General features: G+C 59.6%; 12 protein-coding genes. 2 read left to right on the top strand and 10 right to left on the bottom strand.

Translation table 11 applies throughout. The annotated features are described in order from the left end of the window. Positions 1-10: 10 nt before the first annotated feature. On the bottom strand, positions 11-724 hold the full coding sequence (minC, locus tag CK911_RS07540; RefSeq protein WP_098969512.1) for a septum site-determining protein MinC: 714 nt from the start codon (positions 722-724) through the stop codon (positions 11-13). A 107-nt stretch (positions 725-831) separates the two neighbouring features. Between minC and CK911_RS07535 the strand changes: the two genes are divergently transcribed. Further along, positions 832-1,110 (top strand): YcgL domain-containing protein, encoded by a 279-nt coding sequence (locus tag CK911_RS07535; RefSeq protein WP_042023742.1) that lies wholly within the window; start codon positions 832-834, stop codon positions 1,108-1,110. 738 nt (positions 1,111-1,848) lie between these two features. Here CK911_RS07535 and CK911_RS07530 read toward each other — a convergent pair. The 9 genes from CK911_RS07530 to nrfA all read right to left on the bottom strand — a co-directional run bounded on the left by CK911_RS07530 (position 1,849) and on the right by nrfA (position 10,813). Next, the gene (locus CK911_RS07530) at positions 1,849-2,301 is read right to left on the bottom strand and encodes an NUDIX pyrophosphatase (RefSeq protein ID WP_098969511.1); all 453 of its coding nucleotides are present in this window, start codon (positions 2,299-2,301) and stop codon (positions 1,849-1,851) included. 54 nt (positions 2,302-2,355) lie between these two features. Further along, the gene (locus CK911_RS07525) at positions 2,356-2,985 is read right to left on the bottom strand and encodes a DUF2268 domain-containing putative Zn-dependent protease (protein ID WP_098969510.1); all 630 of its coding nucleotides are present in this window, start codon (positions 2,983-2,985) and stop codon (positions 2,356-2,358) included. A gap of 91 nt (positions 2,986-3,076) precedes the next feature. Further along, positions 3,077-4,282 carry a heme lyase NrfEFG subunit NrfF gene (gene nrfF, locus CK911_RS07520; RefSeq protein ID WP_098969509.1) on the bottom strand — a complete coding sequence of 402 codons (1,206 nt, stop codon included), beginning with the start codon at positions 4,280-4,282 and terminating at the stop codon, positions 3,077-3,079. Further along, positions 4,279-4,869: a DsbE family thiol:disulfide interchange protein gene (locus CK911_RS07515; RefSeq protein WP_098969508.1), complete on the bottom strand. Its 591-nt coding sequence runs from the start codon at positions 4,867-4,869 to the stop codon at positions 4,279-4,281. The genes nrfF and CK911_RS07515 overlap by 4 nt, the downstream gene beginning before the upstream one ends. Beyond that, positions 4,866-6,821, bottom strand: coding sequence for a heme lyase NrfEFG subunit NrfE (gene nrfE / locus CK911_RS07510; RefSeq protein WP_098969507.1), 1,956 nt, complete (start codon positions 6,819-6,821; stop codon positions 4,866-4,868). Before nrfE ends, CK911_RS07515 begins: the two co-directional genes overlap by 4 nt. 174 nt (positions 6,822-6,995) lie before the next feature. Beyond that, positions 6,996-7,949 carry a cytochrome c nitrite reductase subunit NrfD gene (gene nrfD / locus CK911_RS07505; protein ID WP_172953979.1) on the bottom strand — a complete coding sequence of 318 codons (954 nt, stop codon included), beginning with the start codon at positions 7,947-7,949 and terminating at the stop codon, positions 6,996-6,998. Positions 7,950-8,036: 87 nt separating this feature from the next. Beyond that, positions 8,037-8,729, bottom strand: a complete 693-nt coding sequence (locus CK911_RS07500; protein ID WP_098969505.1) for a 4Fe-4S dicluster domain-containing protein — start codon at positions 8,727-8,729, stop codon at positions 8,037-8,039. Beyond that, on the bottom strand, positions 8,726-9,319 hold the full coding sequence (gene nrfB / locus CK911_RS07495; RefSeq protein ID WP_098969504.1) for a cytochrome c nitrite reductase pentaheme subunit: 594 nt from the start codon (positions 9,317-9,319) through the stop codon (positions 8,726-8,728). The genes CK911_RS07500 and nrfB overlap by 4 nt, the downstream gene beginning before the upstream one ends. A gap of 51 nt (positions 9,320-9,370) precedes the next feature. Next, a complete protein-coding gene (gene nrfA / locus CK911_RS07490) occupies positions 9,371-10,813 on the bottom strand; it encodes an ammonia-forming nitrite reductase cytochrome c552 subunit (protein ID WP_098972525.1) in 1,443 nt (480 codons plus the stop codon). 736 nt (positions 10,814-11,549) lie between these two features. Between nrfA and CK911_RS07480 the strand changes: the two genes are divergently transcribed. Continuing rightward, on the top strand, positions 11,550-26,912 hold the full coding sequence (locus CK911_RS07480) for a retention module-containing protein (protein WP_253860394.1): 15,363 nt from the start codon (positions 11,550-11,552) through the stop codon (positions 26,910-26,912). Positions 26,913-26,983 lie beyond the last annotated feature (71 nt).

Raw genomic sequence — 26,983 nt, 5'->3', positions numbered from 1 at the left:
CCTTGTAACTCTATTTGATACGGTCTATTCGGAGTTGTTCGTTGTCCAGCCGGACGTGTACCGGTTGCTGGATCAGGCCTGCTGGCAGTGCATCGCTCAACTGGAACGTGCCTGCGATGGAAAGCAGCTCGGCCTGTAATTGCTGGCAATAGATCCGGGCCTGGGCGTTGCCCCGGGCACCGGCAATGGCTCTGCCACGCAGGGTGCCATAAATATGAATGCTGTCATCGGCGAGCACTTCCGCGCCCGGACTGACGGAGCCGAGCACCACCAGCGAGCTGCCAGCAGCATAAATCTGCTGGCCGGAACGCACCGGCCCCACATGTACCTTGGTCGGGATAACGGGGGCAGGCTCTGGCTCGGGTATTACCACGGGTGCAGCCGGTGCCAGTGTCGGTTCGGACTCGCTGCTGCGACTTTTTCCCGAGGCCATGACTGCCAGCCCAACCGCCTTGGCGGCGGTCTTCATCTCTTCTGTGCGCGCCCCTGTGATACCGACCAGCACAAACTCCTCAGACTCCACCAGCTCCTTGAGCTGTTCGAAATCGGGGATCTGTTCCAGCCGGGAAACATTGACCACCAGTGGCGCACAATTAAAAAAGTAGGGTGCCTGAGCCACTTTTTCGGCCAACAACTGACGGATCCGCTCAGGCTCGCCATCGCTGATATGCAACACAGAAATAGTGAAGGTGGTCCCTTTCAATTCGTTATCGCGATCAACCATGAATCTTCCCCGAGGCAGAGATGCTAATCCGTTATTGTTATTCAATTCCTGATGTTATAGTTTGCCCCCATCAGAGGCAATAAACTCGTCGGATTATATCAACTTCCATGTTATGTGCAGTCTATAAAAGTCGCAAAAAAGCCGAGACCTACCTTTTTGTTGAAAGAAGAGAGGATTTCTCCCGCGTTCCAGAACCATTATTGACCGCATTCGGGCGTCCCGAGCTGGTCTTGATGAGCAAGTTGGACCCGAGCAAGCCCTTGGGTATGGCCGATGTCAGCAAGGTGATGACCGCACTGACCACTCAGGGGTTCTACCTGCAGGTGCCGCCCCCTCCCGAGAATTTGCTGGAACAGCATAAATCCCATTTGAAAAAGTCATTCTGATAAATTATCTCCACTGCGCAGAGAACAGTGCCGTGGGTTTAATTTTTTAAGGTATGCCAGGCGCTCTTTCAGCAATATTGGGGGGCCTGATAATCAATGTCTGCCAGCCCAGATGAACAATGTTTGCCACTTTGCCGATGCTGTGGCTGTTTTTTAAAACCAGCCTCATTTTATCCTGCTCCGATAACCACTCCCCTTTGTCTCTTTACCCTCTGAGTGAGGGGCGGGATAAGAGCGCGCAAATGGATGGTTAGCGGTCAGGCGTCGCTGGTTGTTTTGACATCACCTTCTTTAATCCACATATAGCGGTTTCGCTTCTCGCCTTTATTATGCCGCAACTCTTTTATGTCGCAACTTTGCCGAGAGCTGGGTAATTGCGAGAGGCCAACTTGGAAGCACTCGGTTAACTGACAACGCTCGGCGAGTCAACTGAGTGGGCATTTTCAAGGAAGTTTGATCCCATCGCCCGTTATCCCCCCATCATTTTTGCCGTCTGGATCACCTCAATCAGCGCTGCACGGTTGCCTCGCTCCTTAGATAGTGCTGGCCAATGTGGTTGTACTGGGAGTGAGCTCGGTGCATCGCGGTTTCAAGGTGGATGAAGCTGTGGCCCACCATGAGCGAAGGGCTGAACGCCGGCATGTGGAGCGTGGGTTTGCCGGTTTCTGGCAACCAGTTTGGCACCACCTTGCCGGAGTTTACCGCTATACGTGAGACCGAGGTCTCAGCCGTGCGCGGTCAGCGGATATCGACCCGCATCAGGGGAGAGGGGGCATTGTCGACAAAATGGTGCCAGATATGGTCGTAGAGCGCCTGCTGGCCGGGGAAGCTCACCAGCGCCTTGGCCTCGGCCAGGGAACACCAGCGATAGTCGGTGTGTTCATCGTTGAGGGTCACCGCCTGATTGGGCGGGCAATAGACCACAAAGACCGGCACCATCTCTATCGTATTCAGGCTCGCCTCGTAAAACTGCTCCAGATACTGGCCGTTGTAGAGTTCGGTGACCCGGATCCCCGTCTCTTCGCCAAACTCCCGAATAATGGTCTGCCAGCCGGTTTCACCCGCCTCCACCGTGCCCGCCACATGACACCAGAAGCTCCCCTTGACCCGTTTCATCACCAGCAATTTTGTTTCGCCATCGACAGTGGTAAGGGCAACGCCCGAGACGGCCTTGCAGCGAATGGGGATCATGATCTTCTCTCCGGATTTGGGCTCTGTAATCGCCACGAAAAGTGTGAAGGCGTATTAATTGAAATATGCCTCGGCGGGTAGGCCCATGACCTCTATTTCATTCAGGCCGCTCTTGGCCAGATAGTTGGCCACCAGATTGAACCCCACCCAGTAACCGGCATATTTGGGAAATGGCCGGTTATCACGGCAGTAGAAAAAGTCTAAATAGTTGAACTGCTTGCTGGATAGATGGGGCGTCATCTCTGCCAGGATCGATTGCCAGTCATGGTGATGAGACGCCTTGAACAGCGAGGGGAGTGTGCCACCATTGAACCTTTGCTCAAAGTAGCAGGCCAGCCCTTCAAAAATCAGGGTTTCGGCCAGAGTATCTGCAGCCACCTTGTTCTTCTTTTGCACAATATGGTGGACTTCGTGGGCCAGCACGGCAGGCAATTCGGTGATGATCACCTCTTTGATATCAGGCCGTTCCAGATCAAGCTGGAGTTCTATTCGATACATGTTGATGGCCCAGCCACCGATACCCGAGTCGGGAGCATCCCCCTCGGCAAAAGGGCTGAAGGTGACATCCAGTTGGGAGAGATCGAACAAGGCATTTAATTTGTTCGCCGTCTCGGCAAAGACGTGCGTAATGGTGTCATCGAGCCCATCGAATTTGCCCGAGTCGTTTAACAGGGTGAGTTGCATCCAGACATCCTTGTCTATTGAAAGAGGGGGCTGAGCCACTTGCGTGGTCGCGGCGCCATATCACCACGATTACCTATTCTCAATCAAGGGGTTACCTACCCATTATGTTTGCCGTCTGGATCGCCTCAATCAGCGCCGCTCGGTTGATGCGAGGGCGCTCGCCATCGAGCAGTTGCTGCCACAGCGCGATGGCCTGGCTGTAACGGCCATGCAGGAAGTGATCGGAAGCGAGCAGCATCAGGGCGCTCACTTCCCCCGCATCCTGCTTGAGGGCGCTCTCCAGCAGGCGTGTTGCTTCGGGAGTAAGTCGCTGGCCCGCCTGATAGTAGATCACGGTGGCTTGCGCGGCCTGGGTTGCCGCGCTGGCGCCACCCTCCAGCAGAGCGAGACGCTGATAGGCGAGCAGGGCGTTGTCGTATTCGTTCCGATAGAGATAGAGCTGACCGAGCGCCGCCCAGCTGTCGAGATCGGCAGGGTTGCGCTGAAGCTTCTGATGCAGACTCCCCAGCTCCTTGTCTTGCAGATCCCGCTGGCTCAGCCCGGCCAGTGGATCGGGACGGTATGCATAAGCCTGCCATGCCTGATAACGGCCGCTGCTTATATACACAGCGGCAACGGCCGCGAATGCCATGATGCCAAGCAGCAACAAGGCGCGGGTGTGCCGGTTATTGCGACCGCGATTGTCATGCTGGTTGGTCAGTTGCGCGCGCAGGGTCAGCTCAGCTGCCGGGATGGCATTAGCCACGCGGGCGGCGCTTAGCTCCCTGTAGAGCGGCTGGTCGGGTGAGAGGCCTGCTTGCTCCCCATGCATGATCAGCAAATTCAATTCGCTGCGCGGATCGGCTGCGGGTTGATGGATTGACTCAACGATGGCCTTAACGACAGGGATGGCCTGCGCCTTTGTGCGTGTCAGGCGGCGAAACAGGGTCAACAGCGCCAGCCCCAACAACAGCAGGGGGCCGATCCACAACAGCAAGGTACTGGCCTTGAAGGGGGGATCGTAGCGGACGAAATCGCCGAAGCGCTCCGTCATGCGGGCGCTCACCTGCTCGTCGCTCTGCCCCTCATCCACCCAGCGATACACCTCGAGCCGCAAATCCCGGGCTATGGGGGAGTTGGACTCCACCAGATTCTGGTTCTGACACTGGGGGCAGCGCAGGGCGCGGGCCACTTCCTGAGCGCGGGTCTGCCGCTCGGGGTGGCGAAACTGGTAGGTATCGACCCCGCTGGCAAATGCCGCTGCACTCAACAGCATGCTGAGGGCCAGCAGGGTGCAGGCAAGAGAACGGCACATCATGGCTGTGTCCCCCGAGCTGATATTGCAATAGTTGGTGCAGTAGTGGCGGCCTTCATTTGCGCGTCCGTTCGCGCCTTGTCGAGCAGAGGGGCAAACTGACGTAGCCAGATCTCGTTGGTGAGCTCGCCGGTGTGGCGGGCAAGCAGGGCGCCATCGGCGGCAAACAGATAGGTCTCCGGCGTGCCGTAGACGCCAAGTTCCAGCGCCAGTTTCCCCTCGGGGTCGGCCAGCACGGCGCGATAGGGGTTGCCCGCCTGGATAAGCCAGGCGCGAGCCGCATCCCCCTTGTCCCGATAGTTGAGGCCGTAGAGGGGTACGGTACCCGCGAGCTCGCTGAGCAGCGGATGTTCGGCGCGGCAGTTGGCGCACCAGCTGGCCCAGACGTTAAGCACAAAGGGCTTACCCTTGAGGCTGGCGGTCTGGATCGGGCTTCCTCCCAACAGATTCTCGCTCTGCCACGCAGGCAGGGTGCGCCCAGCGACGGCCTCATCCTGGCTGTAGGGATTGTTGCCAAGGCCGAGCCAGAGCAGGGCGCCGAGGCCCAGGGTCAGCAGAAGGGGAAGAAAGAGGCGCAGGCGGGATCTCATAACACCTCCTGTTCGAGCCGGGGATGGGAGGCACCAACCGCAACGGGGCGGGAGGCAAGCAAGGGGCGACGGGCGAGCAGGCGCAGGGTGCCGCCCGCGATCATCAGCAGGCCACCGAGCCAGATCCAGCGTACCAGCGGCTTGTAGTGCAGCCGCATGGCATAGGCATCTGGCCCCATCTTCTCACCCAGCACCACGTAGAGATCGCCAAACATTCCCCACGCGATGCCCGGTTCGTTCATGTTCATGGTGCGCACGCTGTAGTGGCGCCGCTCCGGCGTCAGCCGCGCCACCTCTTTACCGTTTTTATGCACGCTAAGTGTGATGCGCTCGGCGGTATAGTTGGGGCCGATCACCGGCTCGCGCCCCTCATAACGAAACTCGAACGCGCCGAGCTGGTAGGGCTGGTTGGCACTTAGCACTGTGCCCCCCTCCTGACTGTGGTGGCTCACTTGGGCAATGCCGAGGGCGCACACCGCCACCCCGAGGTGGGCCAGCAGACTGCCTAGTCGATTTAGGGTCAGCTCGCGCCATGGGGTATTGAGTAGCAGGCTGGCCATCAGCCAGAGGCTCACCATATTGGCGATGATGCCGCTCCAGTTGCCGGAAAAAGATCCCTGTTCCAGATAGGCAAGGCTAAGCAGCCCGCCACCAAGCAGGCCAAACAGTGGCGGCAACAAAGTGTTGAGCTGGGAACCTGCGGCAAGCCGTTGCCAGCGTAGACGGGGCAGCTGGGTCATCAGCCCCATCAGCAGCAGGGCCAGCGGCACGAAGATGGTATTGAAGTAGGGGGCCCCCACCGAGAGCGACCCCAGATGGAGGGACTGGAACACCATGGGGTAGAAGGTGCCGAGCAGCACACTGGCGCAGGCCACGCAAAGCAGCAGGATGGCGCCGCCGAGCAGCCCCTCCTTTGACCAGAAGCCAAAGCGGGCATAGGGTGCGCGAATGTCCGCCCGCAGCGCAAACAGGGTGAGGGCGCAGGTTAACAGCAGCCCGAGCAGCAACAACAGGGTAAGCCCCCGATCGGGATCCACCGCAAAGGCGTGCACCGAGGTGAGCACCCCGGAGCGCACCACAAAGGTGCCGAGCAGGCTCAAGGCAAAGGTAAAGATGGAGAGCAACAGCACGGCGTGGCCGTAAGCGCCGCGCTTCTCGCAGACTACAAGTGCGTGCAGCAGGGCGGTGCCGAGCAGCCAGGGCAGCAGGGAGGCGTTTTCTACCGGATCCCAGAACCACCAGCCACCCCAGCCCAGCTCGTAATAGGCCCACCAGGAGCCGAGCACCATACCGGCGGTGAGAAACACCCAGGAGCCGAGCGCCCAGGGGCTGCTCCAGTGGGCAACGGCGCCATCCAGTCTGCCCGAATGGAGCGCTGCCATGGCGAAGGCGAAGTTGACCGCAAAGCCGACGTAGCCGAGATAGAGCAGGGGCGGGTGGATGATAAGGCCGATGTCCTGCAGCATGGGGTTGAGATCGCGCCCCTCCAGCGGCCCCGGGAACTGGCGGTCAAACGGGCTGGAGAAGATCAGAGTATAGAGGCCGAAGAGCCCGACGATCAGCCCCATGATGGCCAATACCCGGGTTGTAATAAGCGGATCGACCCGCTTGGAGCAAAGGGCCACCAGAGCTCCCCACAGCCCCAGCGCAAAGACGAAAAAGAGCATGGAGCCCTCGTGGCCGCCCCACACGGCCGCCAGCTTGAAGCCCAGCGGCAGGGCACTGTTGGCGTGCTGGGCCACATAGCTGACGGTAAAATCATCCCGGGCAAAGCAGCTGGCGAGCAGCAGCAGGGCCACCCCCAGCAGAATGGCATTGATCAGCGCCAGCGGCTTGGCGCAGCGCAACAGGGGCGGGGAGGCGAGCCGCAATCCCAGCCAGGGCAGGGTGCCCTGCAGCAAGGAGAGTGCCGCCGCCAGCAACAGTGAGAGATAGCCGAGCTCCGCCAGCACAAAACCTCCAGGTTCAATCTTTGATGTCATTCATGTCATGACACACAGGCCGCGTTGTCTCCCTTTGGCAGGGAGCGTCGCCAAGCAGCGTGTGTGGCATCACCAGAAATTTATCGGGCCACCAACAAACAAGCGCCAGTCACCCGAGGGTGGCTGGCGCTGGTGATCATACCTTTAAACTACCGTCATCTGACCGGCATAAAGCACGAAGTAGCGCAGCAGCAGGATCCCCACCAGGGTCAGGCTACAGACCAGCACCAGATGTCTGTTTCGCTCCCGCTGGGCCGCCGGGGTTAACAGGGCGAGCAGTTGGGGCAGCAGCATGCCGATGCCCACCACGCCGACCCAGAACACCTGAGCCCAGAAACCGCTGCCGATGGCGGCCCACATGGCCACCTCCTTCTGGCCGCCACCGAAGTAGAGACCGGTAAAGAAGCAGACCAGCAGCAGCACCTCCATCGCCAGCAGCGGCCGCTCGAAGCGGTGGACAAAGCTCACCCCTTGGCTGTGGTGGTTCTCCTTGAACAGGGTGACCGCCAGCAAGATGGTGGAGGCGATGCCGGAGCTGATGCCGGAGACCAGAAACAGTGCAGGCAGCACCGGGTTGTTCAACAGCGGATAGGTCTTGAGCGCCGAGAGCAGAAAGCCGGTGTAGGCCCCCAGCAGCACGGCGAGCAGCAGCAACAGCGGCGCCAGCAGCCGCTCGATGCGAGCGAGCCAGCCGATCAGGCCATCCACGAAGGCGAACTTCTCCTTGAACAGGTGCCCGCGCAGCCTCTCGAACTCGGTGCGAAATACCGCCGCCAGCCAGGCGAACAGCACCGCCATATAGAGCTGGAACAGCATGACCCCCATCGACATCACGGAGTCGAACTGGTAGTGGAACATCAGCTTCCAGAAGGTCCAGGGGCGGGCCAGATGGAAGATAAGGATGAGCAGCCCCAATATCACGCTTGCCGGCGCCAGAATGGCGGTCGCCTTGATGATGCCGCTTTCGCTGCCAGCCCCCTTGCGGCGCAGCAGCACCGAGAGGCTGGTGGCCCCGGCGGAGATGCCGAGCAGAAAGAGATAGATAGCGATCGGCCAGTCCCAGACAAGTGAAGGGAAGTGAAATGCGTCATGCAACATGATCCATTCCTCCTTCTGTTACTGCGGTAGATGGCGATCGGACAAATCCCCAGACAAGAGAGGGGAAGTGAAATGCCGCTTGTATGGTCATGACGTTATCTCCCCTTTGGGCACGCGGTACATCTTGGGCGAGGTGCCGAGAGCCTGCTTGTAGCGATAGGTGGTCTCCTTCACCAGCCGTTGGGCGATGGGGCTGTCCGGATCATCCAGATTACCGAACACCAGCGCCTTGGTGGGGCAGGATTCCACGCACGCCGGCTCCTTGCCCGCCGCCAGATTGGTCTTGCGGCAAAAATCGCACTTGTCCGCCACCCGGGTGACCGGGTTGATAAAGCGCACCTGATAGGGGCAGGCGGCCAGACAGTACATGCAGCCGACGCAGAGATCCGCGTCCACATCGACGATGCCATCCTCCTTGCGGATATGGGAGGCGCCGGTGGGGCAGACGTGGACGCAGGGGGCGTTGTCGCAGTGCTGGCAGGACTTGCGAAAGAAGTGGTACTCGGCATCGGGGAAGGTGCCTATGGGGCCGGAGCGAATGATCTCGAGCCGCGAGACCCCTTCCGGCACCTGATTCACCTCCCGGCAGGCATCCATGCAGGCGGTACAGCCAATGCAGGCCGTCTCGTCGTGGATCATGCCAAAGCGGACCCCGTCTATGGTCTGGCTGTGGGCGAGAGTGGTGGCAAGGGAGCGGGTGTTGGCACGAGCAGCCCCCGTCATCATGATGAGGGCCCCCGCGCTCATCCCCGCCATGAAGTGACGGCGAGAGCAGCTCATTGTGCCTCCTTGCCCGAGGTGGTGTTCGCCTTGGCCGCCTTGACGGTCTCATGCTGCTTGCTGTGGCAGTCGACGCAGAGCTTGATGCGGGACTTCTCCGGAATTTCCACCATGGGCTCCCTGGCCGGATGCAGCTGGTGACAGCTGGTGCAGGTGAGTCTGGTGGCGTGCACGTCGTGGGCCCAGAGCGCTTCGCGCAGCACTTTGGGCTCGTGGCAGCTCATGCAGACCCCGTTCTGCTCGGCGATGGGGTAGCTCTCGGTGCTCTGTTTGTCACTGAAGCTGTCGCTAAAGCGCATCACGTCCTTGACTCCTTCCCTGTGTTGGGGAGAGGGCTGGCCGTGACAGTTGGTGCAGGTGACCGTTTTAAGGTTGTTGGGATTGGTCGCCTGACCATGCTTGCCGTGCATCCCCTCGCTCTGCTCCTTGTGACAGTCGGTGCAGGCCTTGTCGGGATTGCGTAAAAATTCCACCTCATGTGTAGCTGGAACAGGGGCTGCTGTCGGCTCGGCCGCCTGACCCTGCAGGCTGGTGAGCAGCATGGCTGCCATCAGCATCAGTCGTAAGAAATCCATCGTTAAATCACCCATAGGAAGCCTCCATCCATTGCGGGCTAGGTCTGGCCGGGCCCGCAGGCGCCGTTACTGTGCCAGCCGTCCGGCCGCTTTGGCCTCGGCATCCCAGGCGGGAACCGTGGTCTTGAGGAACTGGGCCTTGTCGCTGTTCATCTGCTTCATGTCCATGCCAAGGGCGGCTTGCGCTTTCTCCTTGGTGGAGATGTCGGGGATGGCGATCTCGTGGCTGATCCCCTTGGCGGCCAACAGGCGCGCCAGCTTGGTGCGGGCGTCAGCGGCTTTGTCCAGCGCGCTGCCAAGTACCTTGAGCGCCACTTCGGGGGCGTGCATCTGTACCCCGTGGGAGGCGATGGCGTAGTCCCAGCGCCACTGGGCGTGACGGATGTCCTGCAGAATATCCTTCATCTCGGCGTCGGTGGCACCGGCATCCCAGGCCGCCTTGGCTTCAAAGTGGGCGTGTACCAGCTGCTTCTCGACCTTCAGCTTGGTTTCGATCACCGCCTCTTTGCGCTGCTTGACGATCCCTTGCAGCATCTCCTTGCTCTGGGTGTGGCAGTTGCGGCAGGTCTGCTCGAAGCGATCAAAGGGGTTGCCCACCTTGTGATCGGTGTAGACCTTGCCCTGCTCGTTCTGCACCTTGGGCATGTGGCAGTCGACGCAGGCGACGTTGTTCTGGCCGTGAATACCGGCGCGCCAGGTTTCGTACTCGGGGTGCTGGGCTTTGAGCATGGGAGTCCTGGAGAGGGCATGGGTCCAGTCGGCGAAGCCAATTTCGTCATAGTAGGCCTCCATCTGCTCAACCGTGGTGCCTTTGTCCCAGGGGAATTTGACCGCCTTGGTGGGACCGCTGAAGTAGTACTCCACGTGGCACTGACCGCACACCTGGGACTGCTGATCGAAGCGTCCCTGTTCCTTGAACGGTTTGCCGATGGCGGTCATGGCCCGATCGGCATAGGGACGGGAGAGGTGCAGGGCCGGCTTGCCCCCCTTGAACTCCTTCGAGGCGGTGTCGTGGCAGTCGGCGCAGCCGATGGTGTTGACTACTTCCGGCCCACCTTTTGCCCACATCCCTTTGAAGTAGCCATCTTCGCCTTTTTCATCGATAACGCGGGCCACATCCGGGCCTTTGCAGCTCCAGCAGGCCATCGGCAGCGGGCCATCTTCGGCAGTTTTCGGGGCGCCGGTGCGCAGGGTTTCCCGCACATCGGTCAGCGCATAAAAGTGACCGCGGGGCTTGTTGTAATCCTTGGCAAAGGGGTAACCGCCCCACAGCACCACCATGTTGGGATCTTCCGCCAGCGCATCGGTGCGCTCGCGGCTCTCGCTGGTGGCTTGCCAGCTGGTGAACTGATCGGCGTGCTCCTTGGCGAACAGCTCGCTGCGCGCCTCTATCTTGCCCTGGGTGGTTGCTTCATCAGCCTGTGCCCAGCCGCTGGCGCCAAGCCAGCTGGTCAGCAGCAGGGCGGCGAGCCCCAGTTTGGTATGCCTGTGTTGTGAACCCACGTGTATCACTCCCAGATAAATGTCTTGAGCTGGCCTGATCCGTGCCATCTCGTTGTGCGGGCTGGGCCTGCGCTGGATGGTTGTCAGGTTGATTAATTGTTATGTGTGCATAAATTTGGTGTTCTATGCGATATGCCAGCCAGATGCTACCAAATTGGTAAAGTAAATGATGATTTATCGTGGTGGTTTTTGCGCCAGATCAATTGACCAGAGCAGCAAAGTGTGGAAATGAGATCCTGGTTAACGTTTCTGATATCTCAGCCTGTTGTCCTGCTATGCAGCCGTTATTGCGTCAATGTGACCGGTTCACATCGTGAGATAGGGGGCAGGGTCTCGAACGGGATAAATAGCATCAAAATAAATGCATATTTTGTGTTGCTTGATCTTTGGCTTGCATAGGTATGCATATTTTGTTTGGTGGTGGCAGGCAGGCCTGGTAATGATGGCTGTTCGTTTAAATAGGTAGGCTAACAGCTCCCACTCTCATTCATGGGTCAATACTTGTCATATAGAGTATGGTTTTTCGGCCATTTCAGGCCATCGATTGGTCTCTTGTGAGGCGCTTTCCGCCTGAAAAAGAGGTCTATGCCGATAGGCCGCAAGGTTCGGGTTGTTTACTGCTGCTCTTGTCGAAAATATCGAACAGACCTGAATTGGCAATCGCTGTAAGATGAACAACATACAAAAGAAGTGCCTCAATTGTGCAGTGACAGGGGCTGGTTAAGTTTTTGCTGGAGGTTGTATGGCTGAGTTGCAAATTGAAAAGTCCACACTGATCACCCAACTCGAGGGCTCCGTGTTTGTTATCAGTGCAGATGGATCTGTCATACGAGCAACGGTGGGGATGGCGCTGCAGCCGGGGGACCGTCTGCAAACCGCTCAAGGGGGCCATTTTCAACTAGCCGAGCCGGGCAGTGATCCTGCAGGCGAGCAAGATATTGCCGCCAAACCTGAGCCCACCGCACCTGCTGCGGATGGACAACCGGCCGATCCGGAACTGGCCTCGTTGCAAGAGGCGATCCGTCAGGGTATCGACCCGACCGAGCTGTTCAAGGAGACCGCCGCCGGTAACGCAGCCGCCGCTGCGGGCAATATCGGTGGTGTTGCCGGTTCCAGCTCGGGTGGTTTTGTAGTGGTCGATCGTATCAATGATGCCACCCTGGCCGAGGCAGGTTTCGATACCGATTATGCCGTGCAACCTGTGGGCGATGAGCTGCTGTTTTCCGAAGAGCGTGATTTCTTTGCCGCCATCACCATCACTGAACCCCAAACCAGCGACAACATCATCAACGCCGATGAAGCGGCGGGCGTCATCATTCGTGGTGTGGTGGATGATGTGGAGGTGGGCCAGCCGGTCACCGTCACCCTTATCGATCAGGCGGGCAATTCACTGACGGTGACGACCGTGGTGCTGCCCGGCCTGGTGTGGGAAGCCAATTTTGGCGATGTGACCGGCAAACTGGTGGATGGCCCGTTGCAGATTGTGGCCAATACCCAGGATCAGGCGGGCAATAATGCCAGCGACACCGGCCAGACTCTGCTAGATACCATTACCACCATTACCCTCGATCTCGCCGATGAGAGCGACACCGGCGCCAGCCAGACCGATGATCTGACCCGCGACAATACCCCGCTGCTGCAAGGGAAGGGGGAGCCCGGTGCCACTGTGACCCTGAGCCTTGGCGGTAGCGTGCTCACCGTCCTGACGGTGGATGCCGCCGGTAACTGGCAATATCAGTTGCCGCAGACCCTGGCCGATGGCCAGTACCAGTTTCAGGTCACTTCAGTGGATATTGCCGGCAACCGTGCCAGCGATACCCTCGTTATCAATGTCGATACCCAAGCCTTCATAGATATCGATGATCTCGATACCGCTGTCCTGTTTGGCAACAGCAGTGCCACCCTGAGCGGCTCCACCAGCAATGTGGAAGCGGGTCAGCGCGTCACTATCGCTCTGGTCGACAGTAATGGCCAGCCGCTGCTGACCACCTCGGCACTGGTGGGGGCCGATGGCCGCTGGCAGGTGAGCGACCTGGATCTCTCCGGCATCAATCAATCTTTTGAAGTGCGTGCCAGCGTTACCGATCTGGCGGGCAACAGCGCCAACGATGGGGCGCCGCTGATCGGTCAGAGCGAGACTGTGACACTCTCCGAAGCCGGATTGGCCGATGGCCCGATCACCGCGACCGGCAGCCTCAATACCGGGGCCGGTCAGGATGGCAATCTGCAAGTCCAGTTCGCCGCTGACCAGAGTGCGTTGGAAGGGCTGGGGCTCGTCAGCCATGGCGCGCCCCTTGGCTACACCATCAACGGTCAGACCCTGACCGCTACCGCCGGTGGGGCGACTGTCTTCACACTGACCCTCAACAATGACGGCAGCTACCGCATCGTCTGGAGTCAAAGCCTGGATCACGGTCAGGACGCGTTGCGCCTGCCGTTCAACCTCGAATATCGCGATAGCGACGGCGATCTGGTGAAGGCGCCGCTGGTGATCAATCTGGTGGACAGCAATCCGCCCAGCTTCGAGATCCCGGCCATTCCCCTGACCGAAGATGCCTTTACCAACGGCGCCGCCGTGGTGGGCGAGAGCAGCTTTGTGGTCAAACACACCGCCGATCCCCTGCTGGTGGATTCGTTGGTGTTCAGTAACCAGAGTCAGACCCTGGCCACCCTCAACGGTGCCGGGCTGGGCAGTGATGGCCATCCGCTGACGTTCGAGTTTGCCGATGATCGCACCTTGGTGGGTTACTACCAGAATGGCAGTGGCCAACGGGTGGAGGTGCTGCGCGCCGAATTGAACGCGCAGCAGCAGGGCAGCGATCTGGCTGGTCGGGTAGTGGTCACCCTCACCGGCCCGCTCGATCATCAGGGCAGTGACAGCCTCTCCCTCGGCTTGCAGGTGATCGCCAAAGAGATCGATGGCGACAGCACCAGCGCCAACCTGACACTGACCGTCAATGATGGCAGTGATCCCGCATTGGGCATCGACAAGGGGGTCGCTCTGCAAGAGGGTGGCAACCAGAGCATCGATGGCCAGTTGCCGGTGACGGTGGGGAGCGATCGTCTGGTCTCCCTCAACTTTGAGGCCAACCAACCGGCGTTGGCGGGGCTTACCAGCCAAGGCAAGGCGACGACCTATGAGGTTCACGACAACCAGCTGATCGTTAAGGATTGGCAGGGCAAGGGGATCCTTACCGTCACCATCGGTCTGGATGGCAAATACAGTGTCTCCCTGACCGGCGTATTTGACGAGCCGGAGGCGACTAACAGCCTCAACCTTGGCTTGAAGGTACAAGGCAGCGATTTTGACGGGGACAAGAGCAACCTCGGTACCCTCAATATCACCATTACTGACGGTGCCTTGCCGCAGGTTAATCCTGTCTCCCTCACCTTGACCGAAGATAGCAATTGGCAAGAGGGTCAGACCCTTAGCGGTGATCTGGCCATCACCGCGGGCAGCGATCCGCTGGCCAGCATCACCTTCGATGCCAATCAGCCGAGGCTGCAAGGGTTCACCTCGGGCAAGCAGGCCGTGACCATCACGGTTGCCGATCACCTGATCGAGGGGCGCACCCCCGATGGCACGCTGGTGTTTGAGCTGACCCTCGGCAACGATGGCAAATACAGCTTCACCCTCCATCAGCCGCTGGATCAGGGCAGTGCCGACAGCCTGCTCAAGGCGGGCTTTACCCTGCTCGACAGCGATGGCGACAAGGTCTCCTCCACCATTACCGTAGCGGTAGGTGATGGTGCCAACCCGACCATCTCCGCCGTGACCGGCACCATGATCACCGAGATGGCGCAAGGGGAAGCGGCCGCCGTCAGCACCATGAGTTTCTCGGTGGCTCACGGCAGCGATGCCCTCGACCCTAACTCCCTTGGCTTTGATATCGCCTCCATTCAGGGCACCCTGACCGGCTTGACCAGTCATGGCAATCCGGTCACTTTCGCTGTTGACCCCGCAACCGGCCAGCTGGTTGGAACCGCCGGTGGGCAGGTGGTGTTGCGTGCCGAGCTGAGTCTGGTCGACAACAACGGCAACTGGAGCGTCACCGCCAAAGTCACCCTGACGGGCGAGCTGGATCACAAGGGCAGTGAATCCCTCAACCTGCCCCTTGCCGTCACCCTTGCCGACAAGGATGGCGATCGCATCGGGACCACGCTGCCGCTCACCATCGCCGATGGCACGGCTCCGAGCTTTATTGCTGGCACTGGGGTGACCCTGGATGAGGGGGACCTCACAGGCAACAACAGCCTGAGCCAAACCGGTCACTTTGATGTGCAAGCAGGATCAGATCGGGTGACCGAGGTGGCGTTTGCCGATGCCAACGAACAGCCTGCGCTGACCGCATTGGGTAAACCGGTGCAGTACGAGCTGGTTGATGGCAATAGCGCCATCCCCGGCAGTCAGTTGCTCAAGGGCTATGTGATGGTGGATGGCCTGCGGGTCGAGGTGTTCGAGGTCAAGCTGGTTGGCAGCCTCGATCAGGCTGGCAAGAACGGCTTTGACTATCAGGTCACCCTCTATCAGGGGCTTCATCAGGGCGGCAACGCCGTGACCGAGCTGCCCATCAAGGTGATCGTCAACGATTACGACAAGGCGGGCGGTAACAACGACAGCACCAGCGGCACCCTCAATATCCAGATTGGGGAAGGGGAGAAACCGACCCTCACCCTGACCGGCGTGACCCTCAATGAAGGGCGCTTCGATGGCGCCAACTCGGCCACCGATGACCAGCAAGCCAGCGGCAAGATCACCATCAAAGCCGACTCGGATCCGGTGACCGATGTGCGACTGACCCTCTCCAGTCTGGTCATGGATGCCAGCGGCAAGCCCATCACCCATAACGGCGAAACCCTGACCTGGAAAGCGGTTGGCACGGATGGTCACACCTTCCAGGCGGTGACCAGTGGTGGTCTGGTGGTGATGACGGTCTCCATCCCTACTGTGCCCGCCACCATCGCTGCTCACACCAGCGCAGAGATCGGTTATCAGGTGACGGTGCATACCAACCTGGATCACGGTGCAGACAACAAACTGGAACTGACCCTGCCGGTAGAAGCTACCGACAGCGATGGCAGCAAAAATCAGGGTGCTGCCACCATCACGGTAAGTGACAGTGCAGATCCTGTGCTCGGTTTGGATAAGGGGGTCGCCCTGCAAGAGGGGGGGAACCAGAGCATCGATGGCCAGTTGCCGGTGACGGTGGGGAGCGATCGTCTGGTCTCCCTCAACTTTGAGGCGAGCCAACCGGCGCTGGCGGGGCTCACCAGCCAGGGCAAGGCGACGACTTACGAGGTTCAGGACAACCAGCTGATCGTCAAGGATTGGCAGGGCAAGGGGATCCTTATCGTTACCATCGGTCTGGATGGCAAATACAGCATCTCCCTGACCGGTGTGTTTGACGAACCGGCGGCGACCAACAGCCTCAACCTTGGTCTGAAGGTACAGGGCTCAGATTTTGACGGCGACAAGAGCAATCTCGGCACCCTCAATATCACCATTACTGACGGTGCCTTGCCGCAGGTTAATCCTGTCTCCCTCACCTTGACCGAAGATAGCAACTGGCAGCAGGGCCAGACTCTTAACGGCGATCTGGCCATCACCGCAGGCAGCGATCCATTAGCCAGCATCACTTTCGATGCCAACCAGCCTGGGCTGCAAGGGTTCACCTCGGGCAAACAGGCCGTGACCATCACGGTGGCCGATCACCTGATCGAGGGGCGCACCCCCGATGGCACGCTGGTGTTTGAGCTGACCCTCGGCAACGATGGCAAATACAGCTTCACCCTTCATCAACCGCTGGATCAGGGCAGTGCCGACAGCCTGCTCAAGGCGGGCTTCACCCTGCTCGACAGCGATGGCGACAAGGTCTCCTCCACCATTACCGTAGCCGTTGGGGATGGTGCCAATCCGACCATCTCCGCCGTGAGCGGCACAATGATCACCGAAATGGCACAAGGGGAGGCGGCCGCCGTCAGCACCATGAGTTTCTCGGTGGCTCACGGCAGCGATGCCCTCGACCCCAACTCCCTTGGCTTTGATATCGCCTCCATTCAGGGCATCCTGACCGGCTTGACCAGTCATGGCAATCCGGTCACTTTCGCCGTTGATCCCACAACCGGCCAGTTGGTCGGGACCGCCGGTGGGCAGGTGGTGCTGCGCGCCGAGCTGAGTCTGGTCGACAACAACGGCAACTGGAGTGTCACCGCCAAGGTCACTTTGAGCGGCGAGCTGGATCACAAGGGCAGTGAATCCCTCAACCTGCCGCTGGCCGTCACCCTTGCCGACAAGGATGGCGACCGCGTGAGTACCACGCTGCCGCTCACCATCGCCGATGGCACGGCTCCGAGCTTTATTGCTGGCACTGGGGTGACCCTGGATGAGGGAAACCTCACCGGCAGCAACAGCCTGAGCCAGAGCGGTCACTTTGACGTGCAAGCCGGGTCGGATCGAGTGACCGAAGTGGCGTTTGCCGATGCCAGCCAGCAACCGGTCCTCACTGCCCTCGGCCAGCCCGTCAAATACGAGCTGGTTGATGGGGATCCCGCCATCCCCGGCAGTCAGTTGCTCAAGGGTTATGTGATGGTGGATGGTCAGCGGGTCGAGGTGTTCGAGGTTAAGCTGGTTGGCAGCCTCGATCAGGCCGGCAAGAACGGGTTTGACTATCAGGTGACCCTCTATCAGGGGCTTCATCAGGGCGGCAACGCCGTGACCGAGCTACCCATCAAGGTGATCGTCAACGACTATGACAAGGCGGGCGGTAACAACGACAGCACCAGCGGCACCCTCAATATCCAGATTGGGGAAGGGGAGAAACCGACCCTCACCCTGACCGGCGTGACCTTAAGCGAAGGGCGCTTCGATGGCGCCAACTCGGCCACCGATGACCAGCAGGCGAGCGGCAAGATCACCATCAAAGCTGACTCGGATCCGGTGACTGATGTACGACTGACCCTCTCCGGTCAGGTCATGGATGCCAGCGGCAAGCCCATCACCCATAACGGCGAAACCCTGACCTGGAAAGCGGTTGGCACGGATGGTCACACCTTCCAGGCGGTGACCAGTGGTGGTCTGGTGGTGATGACGGTCTCCATCCCTACTGTGCCCGCCACCATCGCTGCTCACACCAGCGCAGAGATCGGTTATCAGGTGACGGTGCATACCAACCTGGATCACGGTGCAGACAACAAACTGGAACTGACCCTGCCGGTAGAAGCTACCGACAGCGATGGCAGCAAAAATCAGGGTGCTGCCACCATCACGGTAAGTGACAGTGCAGATCCTGTGCTCGGTTTGGATAAGGGGGTCGCCCTGCAAGAGGGGGGGAACCAGAGCATCGATGGCCAGTTGCCGGTGACGGTGGGGAGCGATCGTCTGGTCTCCCTCAACTTTGAGGCGAGCCAACCGGCGCTGGCGGGGCTCACCAGCCAGGGCAAGGCGACGACTTACGAGGTTCAGGACAACCAGCTGATCGTCAAGGATTGGCTGGGCAAGGCGATCCTCACCGTTACCATCGGGCTGGATGGCAAATACAGTGTCTCCCTGACCGGGGTGTTTGACGAACCGGTGGCGACCAACAGCCTCAACCTTGGCTTGAAGGTACAGGGTTCAGATTTTGACGGGGACAAGAGTAACCTCGGCACCCTCAATATCACCATTATCGATGGTGCCTTGCCGCAGGTTAATCCTGTCTCCCTCACGCTCACCGAAGATAGCAACTGGCAGCAAGGCCAGACCCTTAACGGCGATCTGACTATCACTGCGGGCAGCGATCCGCTGGCCAGCATCACCTTCGATGCCAACCAGCCGGGGCTGCAAGGGTTCACCTCGGGCAAGCAGGCCGTGACCATCGCGGTGGACGATCATCGTATCGAGGGGCGTACCCCAGATGGCAAGCTGGTGTTTGAACTGACCCTCGGTAACGATGGCAAGTACAGTTTTACCCTCCATCAACCGCTGGATCAGGGCAGTGCCGACAGCCTGCTCAAGGCGGGCTTTACACTGCTCGACAGCGATGGCGATAAGGTTGCCTCCACCATTACCGTAGCGGTAGGTGATGGCGCCAATCCGACCATCTCCGCCGTGACCGGCACCACTATCACCGAGATGGCGCAAGGTGAGGCGGCCGCCATCAGCTCCATGAGTTTCTCGGTCGCGCACGGCAGCGATGCCCTCGACCCCAACTCCCTTGGCTTTGATATCGCCACTATTCAGAGCACCCTGACTGGACTCACCAGCCACGGTAACCCGGTCACCTTTGCCCTCGACCCCGCAACCGGCCAGTTGGTCGGGACCGCCGGTGGGCAGGTGGTGCTGCGCGCCGAGCTGACTCTGGTCGACAACAACGGCAACTGGAGCGTCACCGCCAAGGTCACTTTGAGTGGCGAACTGGATCACAAGGGCAGTGAATCCCTCAATCTGCCCCTTGCCATTACTCTCGCCGACAAGGATGGCGACCGCATCGGTACCACGCTGCCGCTCACCATTGCGGACGGCAAGGCGCCGAGCTTTATTGCTGGCACCGAGGTGACCCTAGATGAGGGGGACCTCACCGGCAACAACAGCCTGAGCCAAACCGGCCACTTTGACGTGCAGGCAGGATCAGATCGGGTGACCGAGGTGGCGTTTGCCGATGCCAACGAACAGCCTGCGCTGACCGCATTGGGTAAACCGGTGCAGTACGAGCTGGTTGATGGCAATAGCGCCATCCCCGGCAGTCAGTTGCTCAAGGGCTATGTGATGGTGGATGGCCTGCGGGTCGAGGTGTTCGAGGTCAAGCTGGTTGGCAGCCTCGATCAGGCTGGCAAGAACGGCTTTGACTATCAGGTCACCCTCTATCAGGGGCTTCATCAGGGCGGCAACGCCGTGACCGAGCTGCCCATCAAGGTGATCGTCAACGATTACGACAAGGCGGGCGGTAACAACGACAGCACCAGCGGCACCCTCAATATCCAGATTGGGGAAGGGGAGAAACCGACCCTCACCCTGACCGGCGTGACCCTCAATGAAGGGCGCTTCGATGGCGCCAACTCGGCCACCGATGACCAGCAAGCCAGCGGCAAGATCACCATCAAAGCCGACTCGGATCCGGTGACCGATGTGCGACTGACCCTCTCCAGTCTGGTCATGGATGCCAGCGGCAAGCCCATCACCCATAACGGCGAAACCCTGACCTGGAAAGCGGTTGGCACGGATGGTCACACCTTCCAGGCGGTGACCAGTGGTGGTCTGGTGGTGATGACGGTCTCCATCCCTACTGTGCCCGCCACCATCGCTGCTCACACCAGCGCAGAAATTGGTTATCAGGTGACGGTGCACACCAACCTGGATCACGGCACTGACAACAAGCTGACGCTGACCCTGCCGGTCAAGGTCACTGATAGTGATGGCAGCGTGACCACCGGCAGTACCACTGCGGTGATCAATGATGCGGCCAATTCAGTGATCACCAACGTCGAGGGGGGGGCAGTCAAGGAGTCGGATCTCAATGGTGGCAGTGGCCAGCATGGGGGCACCAGCCCCTCAGGCACGGGAGAAGTTGCAATCGGCCAGGTGACGATTGCCGCCGGGAGTGACCGGGTGGTCTCTCTGCAACTGGATGTGGCCCGTTTCAACGCCCTCAACACCCTAACCTCGGGGGGCAAGGTCGTCACCATTGGCGCCGATAGCCAGCCGGGTGTCTACCTTGGCAAGGACAGTGCAGGCAAGCTCATCTTCAAGCTGACTCTGGATGTCTCCGGTCGTTATACCTTCAAGTTGATCGGCAATCTGGATCACAGCGCCCAAGGCAAGGATCTGCTGGACATTAAGTTGCCGCTACAGGCATTGGACCGTGACGGAGACCTCAGTGCCGAAGTGATTGGCCATGTGAGCGTGCAGGATGATGTGCCCCTTGCGGTTGATGCGAGCCAGGCCCTGGATGAAGGTGCGAACGTGACCGGCGATCTGCTGGCCACTGCCAGCGAGGGAGCGGACGATGCGGCAGTGAAATCGGTGACCATCAATGGCACCGAGCACCCCATCGCCGCCAAGGGCGACACCACCATTGCGGTCACAGACAGCACTGGGCAGACCATAGGCACCCTGGTGATCAATGCTGAGGGTAATTACAGCTTTACTGCCAAACCCGGTATCGATCACAGCAATACTACGCTGGTACAGCAGATAGAGTTTCATCTGGTGGACGGGGACCGAGATACTGATGATGGGGTCCTGACCCTGACCATCCGGGATGAGGCAGGCCAACTTACCGTGATCGCGGCCACCGGCCAAGAGGATGCGGGGGCGACCAATCCCGGCCAGGGGATCCCCATCACCATGAGCCTGGATGTGGGGGATTTCGATCGGGGCGAGCATGTGGAGCAGTTGCTTATCCAGGCGCCTGCCAATGCCCAGGGCACCTTCTATTTCAACGGTGTCGCACTGACCACCATCACCCAGGGTGGCAAGACCTGGTATCAGGTGCCGCCAGAGGCCATGGTGGCGGTGGCCAATACCAACGACAAGTTCCAGCTGACCGGCGTCACCTTCGTACCAAATCACGACTACTCGAGCTACAACAACGGGGGCAGCGCGCTGCGCTTCCCGGTGCAATTACAGGTGGGCGTCACCGAGGGGGACAAGCCACCGGTGTTGACCGGCAATCTGGACATTACGGTAGAGGGCATTGCCGACAAGCCGCTCTGGGATGGGGCGAGCACGAATCAGCACTACAACACCAATGAGGACAGCACTGGCATCGCGCTCAACGTGAAGGCTGCGCTCACCGACACCGATGGCTCCGAAACCCTGAGCTACCAGATTAAGTGGGAGTCGGGCAAGGGCGCGCTCATGCTCAACGGGGTTGAACTCAAGCCAAACGCCAGCGGACTCTACACCGTCTCTGCCAGTGACATTAACAAGGTGACCGTGGTTCCGGGCAAGGATTTCAGTGGTGACATCAAGCTGTCGGTGACCCCGATCAGCACGGAGCAGAACCCGATCGCTCTGGGTCAGGGTACGGCGCAGGGAGACAAGATTGAGCTGGTGATCAACGTCAATCCGGTGGCGGATGACGCCAAGCTGACAGTGCGCGAGATCCAGGGCAAGGAAGATACCCTGCTCGATCTGGGCAACAAGATCTCTCTGGCCCATCTGGGTGACAAACTCGATGGCTCCGAGCAGATGTTTGTCCGCATCAGTGGCCTGCCCGCCGGTGCAACCTTGTTGTTGGGGGGCGTCGCCGTGGCGTGGAACGCGGCGGGTTACTATGAGGTTCCCTACAATCGCATTGGCGAACTCAAGCTGCAGCCGCCGAAAAACAGCAACGTCGATTTTGACCTCACCATCAAAGGGGTGGTGAAAGACACCGCCACCTTGACCGATGCCAATGGTCAACCCCATACCGTGGTCAGCGAGAAAGAGGCAGGTCGTCAGACACTTCATGTGGATCTGGTGGGGGTGGTCGATAGACCGGACTTTATCCTCAATGGTACCCACTGGACCCATGATGGCATTGGTCAAGGCTACAGCATCACAGTGGCCGAAGATGGCAAAGCGCCGCTCAACTTCAAGCTGGTTTCCGGTGAACTGGCGGCGACCCCGTTAGATACCTCGGAAAGCCTTAACCTGGTGCTGAGTGGTCTGCCGGAAGGGGCCAAGGTATTCGATGCCAGCGGTAAGGCGCTGACGCTTACCTTTGCCGGACTCGATGCCCATGGCAAGCCGACCTATCAGGTTAATGTCTCGGATCTTGGTAATCTGGTGATCCAGCCGCCCCATAACAGCACGGCGGATTTGAACCTGATCGCCAAGGTGGTGGTGACCGAGAACGATGGTGATCACAAGAGCTTTGAGGTGCCCCTGCATATCAAGGTTGAGCCGGAGATCGATGCCACCAACTACAGCAATACCAGCCATGGCCTTGAAGATCAGTTTGTGGTGCTGGACTGGCATCCGGTGCTGAGCGATGGCGCCGAGAAGGTGACACACCTCACTCTCTCAGGCATCGAGCCCGGTTACGAAATCTGGATCCGGGGGGGCGGGGTCGAGACCAAGCTCACCGTGAACAGCGGTACGGTGGACTTGAGTGACACAGATCTGCAGCGCCTGTTAAACGGTGGCCAGCTGCTGGTGAAAGCGCCAGAAGATAGCGACCGGGATACCACCATCCAGAGTCATGTCACCGTGACCCAGCAGGACGTGGATTCCAATGTGGTGGTTAACAAGGTGATTGATGGTCAGCTGCATGTGGATATCCAGGCTGTGGTAGAGCCTGATGGCGAATTGCAGATAGACAACCCAATCTTGATTGGTTTCCTCGATCAACCAGTGGATCTGGTGGGTGCATTCAGTTTTGACGACCGCGATCCCAGCAGCAGTGAACGGATCGACTATCTGGTGATCAGCGATTTGCCTCCTGGATTTGTCGTCAATGGCGGTATCAGCGATGGTAAGGGCAACTGGACTGTTCCGGCTGGCAATCTGGGCCATTACAGCTTGCATGCGCCAGATGGCTTTACCGGCCGGGTTAATTTCAAGGTAAGTGCTCGGATTCTGGACTATAGCGATGACGGAGATATCAGTGCCCCCGTGATTCGCGAAATGCCCGTGTCGGCAATCTTCATCTTTGCCAACGCGACCGATGAAAAGGCAGCCCAGATCATATTCCAACCTGCTGCCGTAGTCGGGGTTGAGGATCATGTTGTCGATCTCGGGGCTCAGCTCAAATCGCAGATTGTGATTGCGAGCAAGGATAGTAATCACGATGAAGTGAGCATTGTCATCACAGGGCTCCCACCGGGAGTCACTTTGCAGGGGCTTAATTATGACTTCGTCAATGGCGAATACCTGATCAAACTGCCGACCAGCCTGAGTGGTCTGGAGAATTTGACGCTGGGGTTACCCACTGATTACGCCGGTACACTCAATCTGAACGTGCGAGTCGTTAATACCGATACCACCAGCGGCGATACCAAGATAGTCGAGAAGCAAGTCACTCTCTCCATCATCCCGGAAGTGGATATCAACGGTGGCCAGGATGGTCAGCCGGAGTTGACGCTGCAGGTCAAGGATGTGAATGGGGATGGCCAGCCTGACAATCAGGAAGACACCCACATCCACCTCGATCTGTCGGTCAAACTGGCTGATATCAGCCCGAGCGTGGCTGACGGAGGTCTCGAGAAGGTGAAAGCGGTGACCATTACCGTCGATCCCAAGTTTGGCTATTTCCTGGTCGGCAACCAGCAACTGACCATCCTGGTGGTCAGCGATGTGGCGGCGCTTAAAGATCTGGTGTTTGTGCCCAAAGAGCACTTTAGCGGCAAGGTGCCGCTCGATATCCAGGTCGATATTCTGGATACCGCCACCACCGGCACGGCGCAAGCCAGCTGGAACGGGCATGCAGATTTTGAGATCAAACCGGTCAACGATCCGGCCCAGCTCACGGTGCACAGTGTCACGGGGAGTGAGGATGGCACGGTCAACCTTGCCGGATTTGGCGCATCCCTTATCGACAACGATGGCTCGGAGCAGATCGTCGCGCTGCAGATCAAGGGGGTACCGGATGGTTTCACCCTGTCGGCTCCGGCGGTCAACAATGGCGGCGGCGTCTGGCAGATCCCGGTGGGGACCGATTTCTCCAAGCTGACCCTGATCCCGCCAGCGGACTTCAGCGGCACCGTGGAGCTGTCGCTGAGCGCCTTTACTCTGGACAAGGGTCTCACCATTCCGCTCGAAACCAGTGGCAGCTTTACCGTTACTGTCAATCCGGTGGGGGATGCCATCATCGCCGATATTCAGGGTCAGGCGAGTGGTACCGAGGGGGATGTGATCACCCTGGATCTGGGGCTCGAGACCCGGGATACCCAACCAACCGGCGGCAATGCGGGTAATGTGCATGAGAACAAGCCCGAGCTGGTGCGGGTCACCATCGAAGGGGTCCCTGATGGTGCCCAGATCCGCTTGCCAAACGGCGTAGTGGGGACGGTTGTTGATCTGGGTGGCGGTCGCTGGCAGGTCAACACCGAGGGTGGCAAGCTTGGCGCGGTCGAGTTGGTGACCAATGATGCCAACGGTGCACTGGATCTCAAGATCACCGCCCAGAGCCTCGATAATGGCGCCCTTGGCCCCGAGGTCAATGGCACCATCCATGTGGATGTGAGCCCGGTCAACGATGCGCCAATCAACGTATTACCAACGACCTCTCAAGTCGCGCAGGAAGATCAGCCTTTCGTCATCCAGGGTTTGCAGGTGAAAGATGTGGATGCGGGCAGCAGCCCCATCAAGATCACCCTGTCGGTGGAACATGGCTCCCTGACGCTGCCTGCTGGCAGCGGCGTGACAGTGGTCGGCAACGGCACTGGTTCTTTGGTGCTGACCGGCACGCTGGCCGATCTCAATGCCTTGCTCTCTGGTGGGGTGACCTATCAGGGCAACAGTGATTTCCACGGCAGTGACGCCCTGACCATGGTCACCAACGATCAGGGGAACACAGGTAGCGGCGGGGCACTCAGCGATACCGATGTGCTGCCCATCGAGGTGCAGCCGGTCAACGATGCGCCGGTCAATCAGCTGCCAACTGCGCCGCTGGTGGCGCAGGAAGATCAGCCGTACACCATCCACGGTCTGCAGGTGAAGGATGTGGATGCGGGTAGCAGTCCCATCGAGGTTCGCCTCTCGGTCGAGCATGGCACTCTCAATCTGGTGGCGGGCAGCGGGGTGACGGTGACCGGCAACGGTAGCGGGATGCTGGTGCTCAGCGGGTCGCTGGATGCCATCAATGCGCTGCTGTCCGGTGGGGTGACCTATCAGGGTGAGCAGGACTTCAATGGTCAGGATCAGCTCACCATGGTGACCAATGATCTTGGCAATAGCGGCAGCGGCGGCGCGTTGAGCGATACCGACGTGGTAGCCATCGAAGTGCAGCCGGTCAACGATGCCCCGGTCAATCAGCTGCCTGGCAGCATGACGGTGAAGGAGGATGGCTCCCTGTCACTCTCCGGCGTCAGCGTGAAGGATGTGGATGCAGGCAGTGCGCCTGTCTCCATGGTGCTGCGAGTCGAGCATGGTGTGCTGACCCTGCTGGGGGCGACTGGCGCTGTGGTTGTGCAGGGGGCGGGGACCAGCGAGATCTCCCTGGTGGGGTCGCTGACCGATCTCAACCAGTTGCTGGCAAGCAGCCTTCACTATGAACCGGCCAAAGATTTCTGGGGGCAGGACACGCTCACAGTCACTACCTCTGATCAAGACAACAGCGGCGCAGGCGGGGCGAAGAGTGATACCGATCAGGTGGCCATCACGGTCACGGCCGAGCCAGATATGCCGAGTCTGACGGTGGATCAGCAGGTGTTCCATGCCTTGCAGGGGGCCGTTATCCCCCTTGGCATCAACGCCAGCGTGGTCAATCCGGCAACCGGCGAGCTCTCCATCCGCATCAGTGGGCTGGGTGGGGCGCAGGTGCAGGACGAGCATGGCCAGAGCGTCGGTCATGCCGATGGCAATGGCGACTGGCTGATCCCGGCCGATCACTCGGCTCCGCTCTTCTTCAGCGGTTTTGGCGCGGGTGATCATGTGCTGGGGATTACTGCCGAGTCGAGTGTTGGCGGTTCAACCGTTAGCACGCCCCTTGAGACCATCACGGTGCACGGCCAGAGTGGTCATGAGCTGGTCGGTTCGGATCAGGGGGATTGGTTGTTTGGCTCCGCCGATGATGATCGTCTGCTGGGGGGGCATGGCAACGACATCCTCACCGGCGGGGCTGGCAGCGATCTCTTCGTCTGGCAGCTCGGGGACGAGGGGAGTCAGGGGCAGCCCGCGATCGATACCATCACCGACTTCCACCCGGAGCAGGGGGACAAGATCGATCTGGCCGACATGCTGCAGGGGGGCCCGGGAGCCAGCGTCGAAAGTCTGCTGAATAACCTCTCGGCGTCAGTGACGACCGGCAGCAATGGTCTGAGTGATGTGAGTCTCTCGGTGGCACCGGCAGGGGATGGGCAGGTAACCCAGCAGATCACCCTGAAGGATGTGGACTTGAGCAGCTGGCATCTGGCCACTACCTCGTCTCACGATGTGCTGCAGAGCATGCTGGATAACCACAGTCTGATCATTCAGCATCCCTGATAGTGTGGTGGCCTTTTTGAGGCCGACTTTACGTGGTGTGTTGCATGGGGCGCTTCGGTGCCCCATGCACA

The sequence above is a fragment of the Aeromonas sp. CU5 genome, from assembly GCF_002586745.1.
Classification (GTDB): Bacteria; Pseudomonadota; Gammaproteobacteria; order Enterobacterales; family Aeromonadaceae; genus Aeromonas; species Aeromonas sobria.
This window is presented reverse-complemented; position numbering and strand designations above follow the sequence as displayed.